This is a genomic window from Rhizobium sp. WW22, from assembly GCF_047041135.1.
Taxonomy (GTDB): domain Bacteria; phylum Pseudomonadota; class Alphaproteobacteria; order Rhizobiales; family Rhizobiaceae; genus Rhizobium.
On the sequence record NZ_CP178199.1, the window covers coordinates 1,642,668 to 1,660,011 of the forward strand.

A 17,344-nucleotide genomic window follows, 5' to 3' on the forward strand; every position below is an offset into this window, starting at 1 on the left:
GCTGCTCAGGGAAAGCAGGCTCACGCCAAACGGCGAACCATCTCGCCGCCCCCTCCTCAGATCGCCCCTTGCGGCAGCCTGCCGATCTTCGGAGGATTTCATGTCTGCCTTTACCGCTGCAGAGCCTGCAGCCGCAGCAACCCACAATATCTCGCTCTATCGCGCGATCTGGCGCTGGCATTTTTTCGCCGGCCTGCTCGTCATCCCTTTTATGCTCAATCTGGCGATCACCGGTTCGTTGTATCTATTCAAGGACCAGATTGCCGATACCTTCTATTCGCATCGCTATCTCGTCACCGAAGCCGGCACCATGCTGCGGCCGCAGCAGATCGCCGACGCGGCGCTTTCGGCCTTTCCGGGCGCGCGCGCAACCTCCTATCACGAAGCGTCGGCGCCGAACCGCTCGGCCTGGATAACGCTGTCCAAGGATGGACAATCGACCATCGTCTACGTCAATCCTTACGATGGCAGCATTCTAGGATCAGTAGGGTCGAAACAGGAGTTCGGCTGGGTCGTCAAGCGCATCCACAGCCTAGAATATTTCGGCAAATGGACCAATCGCCTCATCGAGATCGTCGCGGGCTTTGCTCTCGTCCTCGTGGTGACGGGCATCTATCTGTGGTGGCCGCGCCAGCAGACGGGCGGCGTGCTCACCGTTCGCGGCACCCCATCACGCCGCGTCTTCTGGCGCGACCTACATGCCGTGACGGGAGCGCTTGCCGGCATCCTGATCTTCTTTCTCGCCTTCAGCGGCATGCCGTGGTCCGGCTACTGGGGCGCCAACGTCAATGCCTGGCTGACCGCTCACAATTTCGGAACACCGGCGGCAGTCTGGGACGACGTTCCGAAATCGACAAAGGTCACGCAGGATATCGTCAGCCGCGCCGGCTGGGTCGTCGAAAACGCGCCCGTTCCGCTCTCCGATATCGCGGCGCAATCGGCCGAGCCGATCGGTCTCGATAAGGCCGTCGACGTCATGCATGGGCTGGGCATGGTCGCCGGCTCGGATCTTGCGATCCCATCAGATGGGACCGGCGTCTATACCGCCAGCCATTATTTCGGCGACCTTGGCAAAGAACGCACCGTCCATATCGACCAATATTCCGGCAAGCCGCTCGTCGATATTTCCTACGATCAGTATCCGGCACTCGGCAAGGCGATCGAATGGGGCATCAACGTCCATCAGGGACAGGAATGGGGGCTCTTCAACCAGCTTCTGATGCTGGCCGCTTGTCTGGCCATCATTCTTTGCTGCGTGACGGCTGCGACCATGTGGTGGAAGCGCCGGCCATCGGGCCGTCTTGGCGTACCGCCGATGCCGCCGCAGAAGTCCGTCTATGTCGGCCTCTGGTTCATTGCCATCGTCTTCGGCATGGCTTTCCCGCTGACGGGCGCCGCCATCGTCGCGATGCTTCTCCTCGACCAGCTCCTGGTTCGCTTCGTGCCGCCTCTCCGGCGCTTCTTCTCCTGACGAGGTGAGGCGGAGCCAGAGGCTTCGCCCGCCTGCTCTTCTCCGGATCAAGGATATCGATCATGCAGAAACCCATCTCTGCCCTCGCTGCTTTCGGGCTGGCATTCCTGTCTTCCTCTCTCGCTTCCGCCGACGATGTCAAAATCGGCAACCTCACCATTTCCGCACCCTATGTTCGCGCCATGGTGCCGGGAGCTCCCGTCGGCGGCGGTTATATGACCATCACGAATACGGGAGGCACCGACGACCGGCTGATGGCAGCGAGTTCACCGCGCGCCGCAACGGTCCAGATTCACGAGATGAAGATGGACAATGACGTGATGATCATGCGCGAGCTTGCCGGCGGCCTAGCAATACCGGCCGGCAAGACCATCGAGCTCAAACCCGGCGGCTACCACCTCATGTTCATGAAGGTCGCCACGCCCTTCCTTCAGGGCCAGACGGTGAGGACATCGCTCAAATTCGAAAAAGCCGGTACGGCCGAAATCGATTTTCGCGTCGGATCGATCGCGGCAAACAAGGAGGCATCCCATGTCAAATAGACGACGCTTTGCGGCAACGGCCGTCGCCCTGGCGCTTATCGTCGGCGCTGGTGCCATCGGCTACGCAACCTTCCTCATGACGCCCAAGGTCCGGGCGGCCGGCAGCTTCGGTGCAGCCTTCACGCTGACGGACGATCGCGGTGAACCCATCACCGAAAAAGCCCTGTCGGGTCATCCCTCGCTTGTCTATTTCGGCTATACGCATTGCCCCGACGTCTGCCCGACGACGCTCTACGATATGGCGGGCTGGTTCAAGACGCTCGGACCTCAAGCCGACGGGTTGAAGGCCTATTTCTTCACCCTCGATCCAGAGCGCGATACGCCGGAGATCATGCATAGCTACACCGGCAATTTCACCGACCGGATTATCGGCATCACGGGCGATCCCGGTGAAATGCAGAAGGCGATCAAAGGCTGGCGCATCTATGCCAAAAAGGTGCCCAGCCCGGACGGCGGATACACCATGGACCACACGGCGTCCGTACTGCTCGTCGATGCCGACGGCAATCTCAGGGGTACGATCGCCTACCAGGAAAATACCGATGTCGCCCTGCAGAAGATCCGAAATCTGCTGCAACAGAATTAATTCCGGGGTGCGTAATCGGCTCCGGGAATGGGAATTCCGTCGGCCCTTGCGGCAACGGATATCGGTGATCGACCGATCGCCATCACACGATCCGCGGGCTTTCCCCGGATCACCAACATGATAAGGAAATCAAATGCCCCCTATCAAGAAACTGCTTCTCGCTGCAACTGCAATCAGTATCGCCCTTGCCGGCCAGGCTATGGCCCATGCCCATCTGAAATCCGCCGTTCCGGCGGCCGACGGCTTGGTCAAGAGCGCCCCGTCGGAGCTCGACCTGACCTTCTCGGAAGGTCTCAATGTGAAATTCAGCGGCATTAAGATAACCGGGCCTGACAAGGCAACCATCAAGACCGGTGAGGCCATGCTGATGAATAGCGGCACCACGCTCATGGTGCCGGTAGCCGACAAGCTTGCGCCAGGGAAGTACACGGTCGAATGGCATGTGCTCTCTACGGATGGCCACAAGACCAACGGGAACTATAGTTTCACCATAGCGCCTTGAACGGCCTGGAAACTGCCGGCAACCATCGGTGCGCAAGCTAACTTACTTGCGATAGGCGGACGGATTGATGCCGTGGCGCTGCAGGCGTGCATAGAGACTGCGGCGCGGCAGTCTGAGCGCCTGCGCGACTTCGGCAATATCCCCTTCGAAGCGTTCCAGCGTGGCCCGTAGAATGTTTGCCTCGAAGTGATCCATCTGCTCGGAGAGGCCAAGCTCCGGCGCGGGCTGACTGCGAACGGAGGAGAGGCCTAGCGCCGCTTGGGTCGCATAGTTACGCAGCTCCCGGACATTGCCCGGCCAATCGTGTGTCAGAAACCGTGTCTCCATCGCGGCATCGATGGGCGGACGCGGCACGCCGTGCAGGCGGGCGGCCTCGTCGAGGAAGGCGCTGAACAATAGGCCGATATCGGCGCGGCGCTCCCGCAGCGGCGGAATGCGGATTCTCACGGTTTCCAGCCGATAGAGCAGATCGGCGCGAAAAAGGCCATCGGCGACTGCAGCGTGCAGATCGCTTTTGGTGGCAGCGACAATGCGGAGATCGACAGGGGTCGGCTCGCCGCTTGCCGAAGGCAGCTCGCGTTCCTCGGCGACACGCAGAAGCCGTCCCTGCAGCATGGGCGACATGCTGTCGATCTCGTCGAGAAACAGCGTGCCGCGATCTGCCTCGGCAATGCGTCCGCGCCGAACGCGGTTTCCGAACAGAGCCTCGTCGGCGATCGCGTCCGGCAAGGCGGCACAATCCACCGCGACGAAACTGCGGGCACGCCGCCTGCTCCAGCGGTGAATGAGCCGGGCCACGAGCTCCTTGCCGGTCCCGGTTTCGCCTTCGATCAGAACATCCACATCGGCGTTTGCGACCTGGCGGATCGTTTCGCGCAACCGTGCCATAACCGTCGTCTGGCCGAGAAGCGGCGATGCATCCTCCGCCTCGGCAGCCGCCTGCCGCAAACGCCGGTTTTCCAGCACCAGGCGGCGCGTTTCCAGCGCCCGGCGCACCGATGCGATCAGATGATCGGTAGCAAAGGGCTTGGCAATGAAATCATAAGCGCCCTGTTTCAGCGCCCCGACAGCCATGGCGATATCACCGTGGCCAGTCATCAGGATAACGGGCAAGTCCGGATCGCGCGCCAGCACGGCTTCCAGCAGATCGTGCCCATCGATGCGCGGCAGACGGATATCGCTGACGATCACGCCGGGCAGTGCGGTTGCAAGGCTTGCCAGCGCCGATTGCCCGTCACCATGCGTCTCCACGTCGAAGCCCGCTATGGCGAAGGAATCCGTAAGTGCGGCATTGAAGGGGCCGTCATCCTCGACCAGAAGAACTTTCTGCGACGCTTCCAGGGTCATGCTCGCCTCACCGTCATTACGAAAGCCGCGCCACCGAGCGGCGAAGGGCCGATGGTCAATGATCCGCCGAGATCATTCATAATATCCTGGGCAATCCCGAGCCCGAGACCAAGTCCATCGGGCTTGCCGGTAACGAACGGACGGAATATTTCCTTTGCCAGTGCCGGATCGATACCGGGACCATTATCGGCGACGGTCAGTTTCACCATATCCTTTCCGGCAGCGTCGACGAGCAGAGCAACATGCGGATCCTCGATACCGGCAACCGCATCGATAGCGTTCTGCAGCAGATTGACGATGACTTGCTCCAGCCGCACCCGCTCGGCAAGCACATGGGGCTGGCCCTGCCCCGGCAGCTCCAGCCGCACGCCGGCTTTGCGAAACCGATTCCCCACCAGCAGTAAGGCACCGGCGATGATGGCATCGAGCGGTTCCGCTCCGGCTGCACGCCGCCCCCTGCGTGAAAAACGCCGCATCTCCTGCGTGATCGTGCCGATGCGCGCCGTCACTTCGACCGCGGCATCCAGATTGGCGCCGACGCGATCGAGGCGATTGGCCGCGAGATGGTGGCGCGCATTCTCGGCGAGAGTGCGGATGGTCGCGACAGGTTGGTTGATCTCATGCATCAACCCCGCCGTGATCGAACCGACGGAAGCAAGCCGGTTCGCCTGGGCAAGTTCCTCACGGGCATCGCGATATCGATCCTCGGCGCGCGCACGTTCAGCCATCTCGTCGTGCAGCTCGACCGTGCGTGCGGCGACGGCCTCCTCAAGTGCTCGCCGATCGTCCGCTGCCCTGGCCGCTCGGGTCATCCGCCACCAGATCGCGGCGACGATGACTGCCAAACCGACAATGACGGGCAAAGCCAGCAGCCAGGCCTGCGCCTGCGCCTCCTGTAGCGCCGCGCGGGTGTCGAGAAGATGCAGGAGACGCAGATGCGTCCCGGCCACCGGCTGCTCCGCAGCGATCATGATCCGGCCTCGCGGATCGCGTATGCGACCGGCCTCCTCGGCGTGATAATTCCCCTGCGCAAGGGCGGCGTCGCGATATTGGCCGCTTGCGGCGATGCTGGCCCGGACTTCAGGCGACAGAGGTGCAAGGGTCGTCAGCACCTGTGACGGGTCGGATGCGGCAAGGATGATCTGATGTTCGTCGACGACAAACGTTTTTCCGCGATCGTTCGCCCAGATCCGCGACACCGCGTCGAACTCGAATTTGACCACGACGACTCCCGCCGGAGCGGCGGCATCGCCGACCCTGCGGGCAAGAAACAAGCCCGGCCGGCCGCTGATGGCTCCAGCGCCGTAATATTCCGCCGTGCCGTCTTTCAGCGCCTCGGAAAAATAGGGACGGAAGCTGAAGTTCTTGCCGACAAAACTGTCTTCGGTCCCCGCATTCGACGCGGAAATGACAAGCCCCTTCTGATCGACGAGATAGATGATATAGGCGCCAGTTTCCCGCGCCAGAAAGCCAAGCTTGTCGTCAAGTCGGCGGGCGGCATCCGTTGTGGGGCTCGCGAGCGCCTCACCAAGATCGCGATATTCGCCGAGCACGATTGGAAGAAGCCGGAAGCGCGCCAGCTCACTGTCGAGCAGGCGGATATGCTGGACCGTAAGGCCGCTCGCCTCCGCATCCAGCCGCCTGAGAGCGTCCTGACGGGAAAGTGAAAGCGCCGCGTACCAAATGCCCGCGGCAGCGGCTAAACCGGCCACCACCAGCAGCACAATTCGCTTCAGACCTGTTCCGTTCATTTGTGCAGAATATTGCACAAACCGCGAAATAGCCATGCAGAATCTTGCGCGAAGTTTTCCAAGAGCGACGATCTCATTCTGAGAAAAATGAAATATATCAATAGAATATCCTGAGTGGGCTTCAAACCTCGTGCGCCGCGCTTTCCTCACATATCAATAGCGCCACTGGGAGAGTGGACCTTCAATACGCACAACAGTCGGCTGTTGGCCAGATAATGGCATTGCGGATACCGCCTTGATAGCGGCCGCCAGCAACCCGAATGCGCGAGGCCTTCCCTGGCGAACCCGTCGTGTGCAGAGCCATCGCTGCGTAACGACGATCCGAAGCAAGAACGGGAGGAGAGGAACAATGCTGAATACACTGGATCCCATCACGACGACGGCAGCGACGGAAGCAGCCGCGCGGCGTCAACGTCTGAAATCGATCATCGGCGGCTCCACCGGCAATCTCGTCGAATGGTTCGACTGGTATGTCTATGCGGCCTTCGCGCTCTATTTCGCACCGCATTTCTTCCCCGCCGGCGACCAGACCGCGCAGTTGTTGAATTCGGCAGCGGTTTTTGCAGTGGGTTTCGTCATGCGGCCGATCGGCGCCTGGATCATGGGGCTGTATGCCGACCGCAAAGGCCGCAAAGCCGGCCTCGCCCTTTCGGTGACGCTGATGTGCGCGGGGTCGCTGATTATCGCGCTAACGCCGGGATATGAAACCATCGGCGTTGTGGCACCGGCACTTCTGGTCCTCGCTCGCCTGATGCAGGGCCTCTCCGTCGGTGGCGAGTACGGCGCTTCGGCAACCTATCTTTCCGAAATGGCCGGCCGCCAGCGCCGCGGCTTCTTCTCATCCTTTCAGTACGTCACGCTGATATCCGGCCAGCTTCTTGCAATCGCGCTCTTGATCCTGTTGCAGGCCGTGATGACGACCGAAGCGTTGAACGCCTGGGGATGGCGCATTCCCTTCTTCATGGGAGCAGCGCTTGCAGTCGTGGTTTTCTGGCTGCGGCGCGGCCTAGCCGAAACCGAAAGCTTCAAAAATGTGCGCGCGAGCGATACACAGAAATCCGGCTTCTGGATGCTCATCACCCGCCACCCCAAGGAAACCGCGCTGGTCATGCTGCTGACGGCCGGCGGCACGCTCGCCTTCTACGCCTATTCGATCTACATGCAGAAATTCCTGGTCAACACCTCCGGGTTCAGCCGGGAAACGTCGAGCGAGATCAACGCAATCACGCTGTTCATCTTCATGCTGCTGCAGCCGATTGCGGGCGGGCTCTCCGACAAGATCGGCCGCAAGCCGCTGATGATCGGCTTCGGCCTTTGCGGCGTGCTGTTTACCTATCCGATCTTCTCGGCGCTCGAAACCACGAAAGATCCTCTCATTGCCGGCCTGCTGGTCATGGGCGCATTGGTCATCGTCACCGGCTACACATCGATCAATGCGGTCGTGAAGGCGGAGCTGTTTCCTGCCCATATCCGAGCTCTCGGCGTCGCGTTGCCCTATGCCCTCGCCAATACGCTCTTCGGCGGCACAGCCGAATTTGTGGCGCTGAAATTCAAGAGCAGTGGCTGGGAACAGGGTTTCTACTGGTACGTGACGGCGATGATCGGCATTTCGCTGATCGTCTATCTCTTCATGCGGGATACGGCCCGAGACAGCGCCATCCAGGAAGATTGAGATAGCAGGCGCGGCGAAAAGATTTCTGCCGACACAAGCACAACCAGACAGGAAGGGCGGGACATCCGTGATGTTCCGCCTAAGGCTTTTAGCAGTCCACGGACCTTCGACGGTCGCAACCGTCAGTGCACCAGCCCGCGGCTTTTCTTGCGTCCGCTCAGCAGGTGAATGAAAGTAATCCCCTGCTCCAGCAGCAGTTCGGCTGCTTTCAGATCATTCGGGCCGAGATCGGACGAACAGCCGCGAAGATTGCAAGCCAGAAACAGGGAATTGGTGACGGCAAGCGTATCGCCGTCCTCCTCGGCCTCTTCGGCAGTGGCTTGCAGTACATCCGCAACGGCTGCCATAAGATCGGCCCGCTCCTGCAGGTTCATTTCACCAAGACTTTTCGCGATCTCATTCATGGCTTCTCCTTGGCGCGCACGATTGCCCACGGCATCGGTCGGTATCGGCGCGGCTCACAACGTGGAAATGATTGGAATGCGATTGGTAAGTGAGAAATATGGCGATGAGCGCGCGAAGCAGCAAGGCATGGCTTCCATGTTGGAAACGCATGGCATTGCTGTTGGTTCACCATACATGAGATGGGATATCGGCGCTCGCAGGACCCAGCCTGAAGCCCTGCCTATGCTCAATGAGTTTTAAAGCTGCGCTATCCAGCGTGGTCCGGATGCAATCGTTTGAGCCAGAGGCGTAAGTCTGCTCTTCCTAAAACGACATGTCCGGGGCCGATCGTCCGGCCCCGGACACAAGATATCTCCACTGCAAACCGCTCAACGCGGACGGCGGATCGCCCGCAGTTTGCCGCTGCCGCCACCACCGGCGTAGAAGCGGCCCTTGCCATCGGATTCCAGGCCGGAAACGCCGGTACCCTCGGGCATTTCCAGCCGCTCCAAAACCTCGCCGGTCACCGGATCAACACGGCGGACGTCGCTTTCGTCGCCCTCCCAGGTGCCGTGCCATAACTCGCCATCCACCCATGTCACGCCCGTAACGATGCGGTTGGATTCGATGGTGCGCCGGATGGCGCCCGTTTCGGGATCGATTTCATAGATCTTGCGGCCGCGATGCTGCCCGACCCACAGGCTGCCCTCGCTCCAGGCAAGGCCTGAATCGCCGCCATGGCCGGGCGCCGGTATCGTGGAGAGTATCTTGCCGGTTTTCGGGTCGACCTTATGAATCTGGTCTTCGGCGATCTGGTAGAGGTAGCGGCCATCGAAGGCGGTGCCGGCGTGCGAGGCAACGTCGATCGTGCGCACTTGCTCGCCGCTTTCGGGGTTCAGCGCGTGCAGCTTCTCGCCGGAGGCGAACCAGACGTGCTGGCCGTCGAAGGTGACGCCGTTTACGCGCGGCGCGTTGTCGAAGGGGCCGTATTCGCGAATGATTTCCGCTTGGGACTTTTTCATGCTTCCTCCTCCCGTCGGGATCGGTTGAGTGTCGATAATAAGAAGCCTAATCGCTCGGCAGCGGTCCGGGGAGTAACAATGTTGTCGGGAAGCCGACGACGGGCGGCATCATCCAGCGACAGGCCCGTCCGTTGCCAACGCTTTGCACCATCCCTGCCGCCGCAAGCGCGTCGAGCGCACGCTGCACGGTACGCGGACTTGTCGACAGGGCAATCGACAGTGCCGAACTCGACCAAGCCTCGCCATCCGAAAGCAGGGCAAGCACGGAGGCATGCTCGACCTCGACCGGTGGTGCCAGCACGACGACATCACCTGGCAGCCGAGGCGTCAGCACGAAACCTTCCGCCGTCGCCCTGATCTCTGCGAGCGGCTCCAGGGCCGCGCGTAGCCTGCCGACCTCGACACGCAGCCGCGCCCTGTGGGATTCGTCGGCATGGCGGGCGCCGAATGCGCGGGAAAGCAAAAGCGCCCGCGGCGCGTCAGCAGGAGCCGCTTCAGCGAGCAGGCGCGCAAGGGCAAAAAGCACGGGCCGACTCGCAAGCGATATGATGTCTCCGGCGCGGCGCACGACGTTGCGACAGGCGTCCACGACCAAGGCATCGGACGCCAGAAGCGCCTCGACCTCATCCAGCGACAAGGGTCTTTCGCCTTCTTTAGCCACCAGGCGCGCGGCTGGCTCGTCGAGTATGCGCGCCGCATCCTGCACCTCGACGATGAGTGCTGAGATTCCTGCCCTCTGTGCCGCTTCCGCCGCGCGTATCAGGGCGGCACGTGCCGGCTCGATACGCAGGCGGCGGATGGCAATGCCGGCAACCGCCAGTTCGTGGCTTGCCCTTGCGGCGGGAGGCAACGGCGATGGGTCGAGCTTCGCCAGCAAGCGCTCCGCCGCGTCCAGATGACCGATGAGCAGAAGGCGGCGTATCTGCAGATTGCGGGCATGAGCGGCGTTGATGCGGTCGCCATGTTTTTCGAGAGCGGCCCGCGCCGTCTCCAGCGCCTTTTCCGGCCAGCCCAGGTCGCGTGAGACAAGGGCGATCTCCGCCTCGGCAACGACGCAACGGGCGCGGGCGATGGCCTCGCGCGGACCGAAGGCGCGCGCCGCGCTCTTCAGGAGCGCCTTGGCGCGGGCGAGATCGCCGAGCTGGGCCATGGCGATGCCGCGAAGCGCCAGCGCCGGAGCATCGTCGCGCAGTGCAACGCGCTTCAACGCCCCCAGCACATCTCCGGCAGCGAGCGCCTGGGCGGCCGCGACGATCAGTGAGTCCATCGAAATCCCGTCACACTTGTAACTCCCACCCCTTCGCACTCCAGCCGTAAGGTATCGCACATCGGCAGGCAAGACGCGGCGCCGACGAGGACATATGTCGCTGACAAGAGGAGATCAACCATGACGATGCATGCGACTGGAACACGCAAAGAGTGGCTTGCGGCACGACTTTCCCTGCTGGAGCAGGAAAAGGAGCTGACGCGGCGCAGCGACGAGATCGCCGCCCGCCGCCGGGAATTGCCCTGGGTGAAGGTGGAAAAGGACTATCGTCTCGAGACCGAGCAGGGTGTCGTCCCGCTCTCGGGCCTCTTCAAGGGGCGCTCGCAGCTTCTCGTCTATCATTTCATGTTCGGGCCGGATTATACGGCCGGTTGCCCGTCCTGCTCGTCGATCGCGGACGGCTTCAACGGCATCGCCGTGCATCTTGAAAATCACGACGTCGCCTTCTCGGCCATTTCCCGGGCACCGCTCGAAAAGCTGCAGGAGTTCAAGCGGCGCATGGGCTGGACTTTCGACTGGGCCTCTTCGGCAAACAGTGATTTCAACCATGATTTCAATGTCTGGTTCACACCGGAAGAACAGAGCGGCGGCAAAATCGAATATAATTATCGCCGCGAGCCGCCAATGCTCGATGCTCAGGCGGGCAAGACGATACAGCAATGGGAGCTGCGCGGCAGCGAAGGCCCGGTTGAACTGATGGCGTCAATGACGGGGACGGATATCGCGACTTACACGCGTGACCGGCCTGGTGTAAGCGCCTTCGCCATGCAGGACGGAGATGTCTATCATACCTATTCCTCCTATGCCCGCGGGCTGGACGGGCTCTGGGGCATGTATCAGTGGCTAGACCGCGCTCCGCTCGGCCGCAACGAGACCGGCGTGTGGTGGAAACATCACGATCGGTACGGAGCAAACTGATGTTGCGCCTATCCGAAAGCAATGAAGGGGCCGGCGTGCATCTCGCCGCCCCCAACCTGCCCGTCACCGCCAGCCGATGGCTGGCGGTGACGGCAGCGCCGAGCTTCGCCCTCATGACCGTGCTGTCGGCCTACGGTGCGGGCGGCGATATGATCTGCTCGGCGCAAGGCGGTTCGATGCTCGGCGGGATGGTACCGATGTATCTGCTCATGAGCCTCTTTCACTGCGGCCCCTGGCTGAGGCTGCTTGCAAGACAGGAACATGGCGCTCGCGCGCCGGGCTAAGTCCCGGCGGCATTGACCAGTCTGAAAGAAAATCCACGGCAGACGGCAAACGAGGGATCGATCGCCGTCTGCCGCAATAGATCGGCAGGCATGTGCCTGCGGCTCTGTCAGAAACGTTGCGGCGAGAAGGGTGCCAGATCGATCGCCGGCCTCTGCCCCGTTAAAAGGTCGGCGACCAGGCGTGCGGTGCCGGCCGATTGGGTCAGGCCGAGGTGGCCGTGGCCGAAGGCATAGATCACATCCGGCGTACCCCTGGCCTGGCCGATAGCGGGCAGGCTGTCCGGCAGCGACGGCCGGAAGCCCATCCACTGCACGCCGCCCTCCGGTTTGAGACCGGTCAGGAAAGTGCGGGCCTTCTTCAGCATGGCATCGCAGCGGCGAAAATTCGCGGGCAACTCCAGTCCGCCCAGCTCCACCGCACCGCCGACGCGGATGCCGGTGGAAAGCTTGCTGACGACGAAGCCATGGCCGCCAAACGTTATCTGGGTGCGCAGGTCGAAGGCTTCGGATGGAAGCGTCGTGTTATAGCCGCGCTCTGTCTCAAGCGGGATGCGCTCGCCCAGCGTTTTGGCGATGCGATGCGAGAAGGCACCGGCAGCCAGAACGACCTTGCCGCTCTGGCGCAGTTTTCCATCTGCCGCCGCCACCTCGACACCCGCGGGGATCGCACGGAGCGCGGAGATATCAGCCGCCTCGATGACACCGCCGTGGCTGCGAAAATGCTCGGCCAGCGCCAGCGTATAAAGCTTCGGGTCGGCAATGGAATACCAGCCAGGCGTGAAGGTGCCGAGCGTGAAGCGCGACGCCAAACCGGGCTGAATCGCCGCCATCTCGTCGGCTTTCAGGTGCTGGAATTCAATGCCGTGATTGCGGCGCGCATCCCAACCGGGGAGCGAAGCACGGAATTCCGCCTCGCTTTCATAGACCTGGAGATTGCCCTCCTTGCGCAGCATCGAGAGCGTATCGGTGGCAGCCAGAAAAGGCTCCAGTTCCGCCTTGGACAGATCCATGAGGCTTGTCTGGGCCGCGATGGAATGAGCGACGCGGGATGGCTGGCAGGCGCGCCAGAACCGGAACATCCAGGGCGCGATCTGCAGCGCATAGGCGGGGGGCACCGAGAGTGGCCCCAGCGGATCGAGGAGCCATTTCGGTGCCTTCTTCAAGATACCCGGAGAGGCAAGCGGCAGGATATCGGTGAAGGCGAAAGCGCCGGCATTCCCCGCCGATGCGCCTGCGGCCGGTCCCTCGCGATCGAGGACCACAACCTGCAAGCCGCGCTTCTGAGCCGCGATCGCAGCGGAAAGACCAATCACGCCGGCCCCGATGACGATAACGTCCGGTCTGCTCATCTCTGTATTTCCGCAATCTGCGTCGCTCCGCCGGCAAACGCTGTTCCAGGTCTCAGGCTGATCATGGGCATCCCTCCTCCCGGTATGGGATCAAGCGCGGATATCGATAGGTTAAACAATTATCGTCAAGTTTTATGGCAAACCGAAATGCGTGACGAAGCAGCGAATCCACCTGTCGATTTCTTGTATTCTTTTTGTATTTATAATTTCCATGTTTATGATGCAAGCAAGCATAATAAGGGAGAACCGAAATTGACCGATGTGACCACCCTGACATCCGCTGCACTGCAAAGCCGCGTCGAATTGATCCTTTCCAAAGCCGGCTTCAATGCACCACAGGGAGCTGCGATCGCACGGACGATCGTCGCGGGCGAACGGGACGCCTGTAAATCGCATGGCATCTATCGCATCGAAGGCGTGCTGCGCACGGTCAAGGCGGGCAAGGTTCGCCCGGATGCAGTGCCCGAATTGGAGCACCGGGCCGACTCGGCCATCGTTCGCGTCGATGCCAGGAGCGGCTTTTCCAATGCCGCCTTCGAGCTCGGCGTACCTGCGCTTGCCGAACAGGCTCGCCGTTTCGGCATTGCTGCACTTGCCATCAACGACTGCACGCATTTCGCAGCACTCTGGCCGGAGGTGGAAGCGCTGACGGAGCGCGGCCTTGCCGCCTTTGCCATGTGCCCGAGCTATTCCACCGTCGCGCCCGCCGGCGGTACTGCGCCGCTGCTTGGAACCAACCCATTCGCCTTCGGCTGGCCGCGCCTCGACAATCCGCCTTACGTCTTCGACTTCGCGACTTCGGTTGCGGCGCGTGGCGAGATCGAATTGCATCGGCGCGCCGGCAAGCCTTTGCCTGAGGGTTGGGCGATAGATACCGATGGTCAGCCGACGACCGATCCGGAAGCGGCGCTCGCCGGCGCCATGCTGTCGTTTGGCGGTCACAAGGGTTCGGCGATCGGCACCATGATCGAACTTCTGGCTGGCATCATGATCGGCGATTTCACCAGCCGCGAGGCGCTCGACTATCTCGGCTCGACCGCGTTTGCGCCACGTCACGGCGAACTCATCGTCGCCTTCTCGCCAGAAGCCTTCGCGGCGGGCCGACCAGGAAATCCGCTCGCCCGTGCCGAAACGCTCTTCGAAGCGATCGTCGGCCAAGGCGCACGCTTGCCCTCGCAGCGTCGTTTCGCCGCTCGCGCTCGTGCGGAAAAGGATGGTATCCCGCTGACATCAGAGGAGATCCGCCAGCTCGATCGCCTGGAGGAGCTTGGCCTCGATGCCGTGGCCTGAGCGACGTTGAATGTATGTGCAGAAAAAAGAGGCCCTGCGGGGCCTCTTACATATTGAGCCTGATGTCCGTAAGAACTTAAGCCTTGTACTTTTCCACGGCGCCGGGAAGCCTGCTCCACTCGGCGTACCAGCTGTTGAACAGCTTGAACTGCGCCTCGACATAGCCGCGCTGGCTATCATTCAAGACATCGCTTTCATTGAAATGAAGCTCGTACTCCTTGTCGCCCTTCAGCACCATCATGTGCTTGAAAAAGAGAACCAGGTCCGGACCTTCGTCGAAAGAAGACAGGACGGCAAGCGCCTGCTCCAGCTCGAGCGCCCGCTGGCGCGCGTCGACGTCACCCTTGGCGGCGGCCTGGGCAAGGTTGCAGAGATGGATGACTTCCTTGGGCAGCACGTTGCCGATGCCGGTGATTGCGCCGGCCGCGCCGCAATTGACGAAGCCATGGAAGACCGCCGTATCGACGCCGATCATGAGCGATACGTCATCGTCGCGGCTGGTAATGTTCTCGGCGGCATAGCGCATATCGGCCGGGCCGCCGAATTCCTTGAAGCCCACGAGGTTCGGATGCTCGGCACGTAGTGCAAAGAACAGATCGGCACGCGTGGCAAAGCCATAATAGGGGCTGTTATAGATCACGGCGGGAAGATCGGGAGCAGCCGAGAGGATCGCCTTGAAATGTGCCTTCTGGGCGGCGATCACCGAGCCGCGCGACAGCACGCGGGGGATCACCATCAGGCCCTTGGCGCCGACCTTCTGGGCGTGCGCAGCATGGGCAACGGCTGAAGCGGTATTCACGGCACCGGTGCCGACGACGACGGGCACGCCTGCCTGGGCCAGCCGTTCTACCCCTTCCATGCGCTGCGCATCGGTCAGCAGCGGCCAATCGCCCATGGAGCCGCAATAGACGACAGCCGACATGCCCTCGGCAATGAGCTGCTTACCCTTGCGCACGAGCGCATCGAAATCGGGGCTGCGATCGGCCTTGCACGGGGTCATCAAGGCAGGGATTACGCCGGAGAAAATGCTTGCGGTCATCTGTCTATCCTCTTGTGGCTTGGGCTCGAGTGGATCGGCAACCAGCCGCATTCGCCGCCACGCCTCACCGTCTGTGCAGCATTCATACAGCCTTGTATTTAATTTGTCGACAAGAAATATGCAGACTAAAGACTGACGTCCAGACGCTCCTCGCGCATCAGCAGTTTCTGGATCTGGCCGACGATCTGTTCGGCATGTTCGCGCGCCAGACGCTCGGCAAGTTCGGTATTCCGCGCTTCGATCGCGGCTATGATTTCATCGTGCTCCTCGACGAAACGGCGCGGCAGCCGATCATTATAGGATTGATAATAGAGGCGCAGGAGGCGCCGACCCTCGTTCAGCAAACGCAAGAAGAGGCTGGTGAAATAGGGATTGCGGCCGGCCTCTGCGATCGCAAGATGCAGCGCGGCATTGGTCGAGATCATGGCAAGCGCATCCTGCGCTTCGACGGCATTGGCGAATTCAATCTGGAGAGCCCTCACGGCTTCCAGATCCTCCGGACGGTGATATTTCGCCGCGAGCTGCGTCGTGACCCGATACATCAGCACCAGCGCATCGAAATAGCTGTGCATGTTGAGGAAGTCGATCTGCGACACCATGGTCGAGCGATTGGGCAGCGTATCGATCAGCCCCTCGCCCGCCAGCCGCACCAAGGCTTCACGGATCGGCGTGCGCGACATGCCGAAACGTTCGGAAAGCTGCACCTCGTCGATGGGGCTGCCCGGCGGCAGCTCCAGATCCAGAATCTCGTCGCGCAAGATATCGTAGACCACCTTTACGCCGGAGCCGCGCTTGCGCTCGTTTCGGAGGCTTGTTTCATGATCCATGGCTGGCTGACCTCTTCTTTCAGCGAGAGAAGTAAAGGGGCCTGCCAGGTAAATCAACGGCGCTTGCGAGCCTTCACAAAAATCGAGACTCGGCTTCGTACGCATTCAGTGGCACCGCAAGCTGCGGTCTTCACGGACCACCTCTTCCGGCGCCGACGCATCACGATCTATGGTCAAAAGGGCAAATAGTCCTGCAGCCTTCAAATTATGATGAAGCTGCGTCATATTTGGCCGGCCAGAGTGCCCACTTTATTGTGAGAACGCTCCCTGGTCCGTGCACGGCCGCAAAGAGCAGCCCTGCCAGGAAAACGAAATGGTCCACGAAGAAGCCGAATTCGGCTTGGTTGCCGGCCCAGCGTGCCGGACCGTGGAACGAGAATCCGAGGAAGATGACATAAACGGCTGCAACGAGTGCCGCCGGGGTAAACAAGGCACCGGTCAAGAAGGCAATGATGAGCAGCACTTCAAGGATCGCAGCACACCACGCCAGGAATAATGGAAATGGGAAACCGGCGGCGGCGATATAGCCGGCGGTCGCGCCCATATCCATGAATTTGAACGAGACAGCCATCAAAAAGACGGCAGCGAAGATCAGGCGAGCGGCGAGAATGGCGGCAATCTGCCAAACTGATTGAGCATTTTCCACGATATTCCTCCAGATAGAAGCTGTTGATGCTCCAAGGACGACCGACGGAAGGCGATTCCGACAAGCGGAAGAAAATTATTTTGATGGTGCAACCGCCTGCGGATAAAGAAACTGATCGAAGCCGTTTTCGTCAGCTTAGCGCCCTGCATTCCGCTGCAAGCCAGGATTGAACCTTGCAGAGACGAGCCTGCAAAGATTGACCCTCTTCGCCGCCTATGCGGCAAGAGTCACCCCAGGCTCAGAGTCTGCGACATTTTCGCGGGACCGCTTGTTACGAATTCGAGATTGAGAGAGGATGCGCCGCGTACGCGCTACCTATCGCGGCGCCGCAAAAACTAGCCAGCCAACTATGAAAATCTCGTTAACCAAACTTGCTGCAGAACAACGCACCTCATATATGGACGTCGGCTTGGCGTGAGGGCGAACAAGCGGCGGCGGATTTCGTTG

18 protein-coding genes are annotated in these 17,344 nt (G+C 61.2%); 9 read left to right on the forward strand and 9 right to left on the reverse strand.

From position 1 onward, the window contains the following. The first annotated feature begins 100 nt into the window (after window positions 1-100). The 4 genes from ACK83U_RS26615 to copC all read left to right on the forward strand — a co-directional run bounded on the left by ACK83U_RS26615 (window position 101) and on the right by copC (window position 3,101). Window positions 101-1,471, forward strand: a complete 1,371-nt coding sequence (locus ACK83U_RS26615) for a PepSY-associated TM helix domain-containing protein (protein WP_112603183.1) — start codon at window positions 101-103, stop codon at window positions 1,469-1,471. 62 nt (window positions 1,472-1,533) lie between these two features. Next, window positions 1,534-2,013, forward strand: a complete 480-nt coding sequence (locus ACK83U_RS26620) for a copper chaperone PCu(A)C (protein ID WP_112603181.1) — start codon at window positions 1,534-1,536, stop codon at window positions 2,011-2,013. Continuing rightward, window positions 2,003-2,599, forward strand: coding sequence for an SCO family protein (locus ACK83U_RS26625; RefSeq protein ID WP_112603179.1), 597 nt, complete (start codon window positions 2,003-2,005; stop codon window positions 2,597-2,599). Before ACK83U_RS26620 ends, ACK83U_RS26625 begins: the two co-directional genes overlap by 11 nt. Before the next feature lie 133 nt (window positions 2,600-2,732). Next, window positions 2,733-3,101 (forward strand): copper homeostasis periplasmic binding protein CopC, encoded by a 369-nt coding sequence (copC, locus tag ACK83U_RS26630; protein ID WP_112603177.1) that lies wholly within the window; start codon window positions 2,733-2,735, stop codon window positions 3,099-3,101. Window positions 3,102-3,143: 42 nt separating this feature from the next. On the opposite strand, the gene ACK83U_RS26635 is transcribed toward copC, so the two are convergent. Beyond that, window positions 3,144-4,448, reverse strand: a complete 1,305-nt coding sequence (locus ACK83U_RS26635) for a sigma-54-dependent transcriptional regulator (RefSeq protein ID WP_112603175.1) — start codon at window positions 4,446-4,448, stop codon at window positions 3,144-3,146. Beyond that, on the reverse strand, window positions 4,445-6,199 hold the full coding sequence (locus ACK83U_RS26640) for a sensor histidine kinase (RefSeq protein WP_412474929.1): 1,755 nt from the start codon (window positions 6,197-6,199) through the stop codon (window positions 4,445-4,447). Before ACK83U_RS26640 ends, ACK83U_RS26635 begins: the two co-directional genes overlap by 4 nt. Window positions 6,200-6,548: 349 nt before the next feature. Between ACK83U_RS26640 and ACK83U_RS26645 the strand changes: the two genes are divergently transcribed. Next, window positions 6,549-7,871 (forward strand): MFS transporter, encoded by a 1,323-nt coding sequence (locus ACK83U_RS26645; protein ID WP_162707989.1) that lies wholly within the window; start codon window positions 6,549-6,551, stop codon window positions 7,869-7,871. A gap of 122 nt (window positions 7,872-7,993) precedes the next feature. Here ACK83U_RS26645 and ACK83U_RS26650 read toward each other — a convergent pair whose 3' ends face one another. Then, complete coding sequence (locus ACK83U_RS26650) at window positions 7,994-8,275, reverse strand: hypothetical protein (RefSeq protein WP_112603171.1); 282 nt, start codon at window positions 8,273-8,275, stop codon at window positions 7,994-7,996. On the opposite strand from ACK83U_RS26650, the gene ACK83U_RS26655 reads away from it, so the two are divergent. Then, window positions 8,274-8,516 carry a hypothetical protein gene (locus tag ACK83U_RS26655; protein WP_162707988.1) on the forward strand — a complete coding sequence of 81 codons (243 nt, stop codon included), beginning with the start codon at window positions 8,274-8,276 and terminating at the stop codon, window positions 8,514-8,516. The genes ACK83U_RS26650 and ACK83U_RS26655 overlap by 2 nt on opposite strands. A gap of 128 nt (window positions 8,517-8,644) precedes the next feature. On the opposite strand, the gene ACK83U_RS26660 is transcribed toward ACK83U_RS26655, so the two are convergent. Next, the gene (locus ACK83U_RS26660) at window positions 8,645-9,277 is read right to left on the reverse strand and encodes a PQQ-binding-like beta-propeller repeat protein (RefSeq protein WP_112603169.1); all 633 of its coding nucleotides are present in this window, start codon (window positions 9,275-9,277) and stop codon (window positions 8,645-8,647) included. A gap of 46 nt (window positions 9,278-9,323) precedes the next feature. Beyond that, complete coding sequence (locus ACK83U_RS26665; RefSeq protein WP_112603167.1) at window positions 9,324-10,544, reverse strand: helix-turn-helix domain-containing protein; 1,221 nt, start codon at window positions 10,542-10,544, stop codon at window positions 9,324-9,326. 120 nt (window positions 10,545-10,664) lie between these two features. On the opposite strand from ACK83U_RS26665, the gene ACK83U_RS26670 reads away from it, so the two are divergent. Continuing rightward, window positions 10,665-11,462, forward strand: a complete 798-nt coding sequence (locus ACK83U_RS26670) for a DUF899 domain-containing protein (protein WP_112603165.1) — start codon at window positions 10,665-10,667, stop codon at window positions 11,460-11,462. Beyond that, the gene (locus ACK83U_RS26675; protein ID WP_112603163.1) at window positions 11,462-11,746 is read left to right on the forward strand and encodes a hypothetical protein; all 285 of its coding nucleotides are present in this window, start codon (window positions 11,462-11,464) and stop codon (window positions 11,744-11,746) included. Before ACK83U_RS26670 ends, ACK83U_RS26675 begins: the two co-directional genes overlap by 1 nt. Window positions 11,747-11,853: 107 nt before the next feature. On the opposite strand, the gene ACK83U_RS26680 is transcribed toward ACK83U_RS26675, so the two are convergent. Next, window positions 11,854-13,095 (reverse strand): NAD(P)/FAD-dependent oxidoreductase, encoded by a 1,242-nt coding sequence (locus ACK83U_RS26680; protein ID WP_112603161.1) that lies wholly within the window; start codon window positions 13,093-13,095, stop codon window positions 11,854-11,856. Window positions 13,096-13,347: 252 nt separating this feature from the next. Between ACK83U_RS26680 and ACK83U_RS26685 the strand changes: the two genes are divergently transcribed. Further along, a complete protein-coding gene (locus tag ACK83U_RS26685; protein WP_112603506.1) occupies window positions 13,348-14,385 on the forward strand; it encodes an Ldh family oxidoreductase in 1,038 nt (345 codons plus the stop codon). 76 nt (window positions 14,386-14,461) lie between these two features. Here the strand turns inward: ACK83U_RS26685 and ACK83U_RS26690 are convergent, their stop codons facing one another. The 3 genes from ACK83U_RS26690 to ACK83U_RS26700 form a co-directional block, all read right to left on the reverse strand. Then, window positions 14,462-15,424, reverse strand: coding sequence for a dihydrodipicolinate synthase family protein (locus ACK83U_RS26690; RefSeq protein WP_112603159.1), 963 nt, complete (start codon window positions 15,422-15,424; stop codon window positions 14,462-14,464). A gap of 125 nt (window positions 15,425-15,549) precedes the next feature. Continuing rightward, window positions 15,550-16,251, reverse strand: coding sequence for a GntR family transcriptional regulator (locus tag ACK83U_RS26695; protein WP_112603157.1), 702 nt, complete (start codon window positions 16,249-16,251; stop codon window positions 15,550-15,552). A gap of 205 nt (window positions 16,252-16,456) precedes the next feature. Further along, window positions 16,457-16,897 (reverse strand): DoxX family protein, encoded by a 441-nt coding sequence (locus tag ACK83U_RS26700; RefSeq protein WP_412474930.1) that lies wholly within the window; start codon window positions 16,895-16,897, stop codon window positions 16,457-16,459. Window positions 16,898-17,344 lie beyond the last annotated feature (447 nt).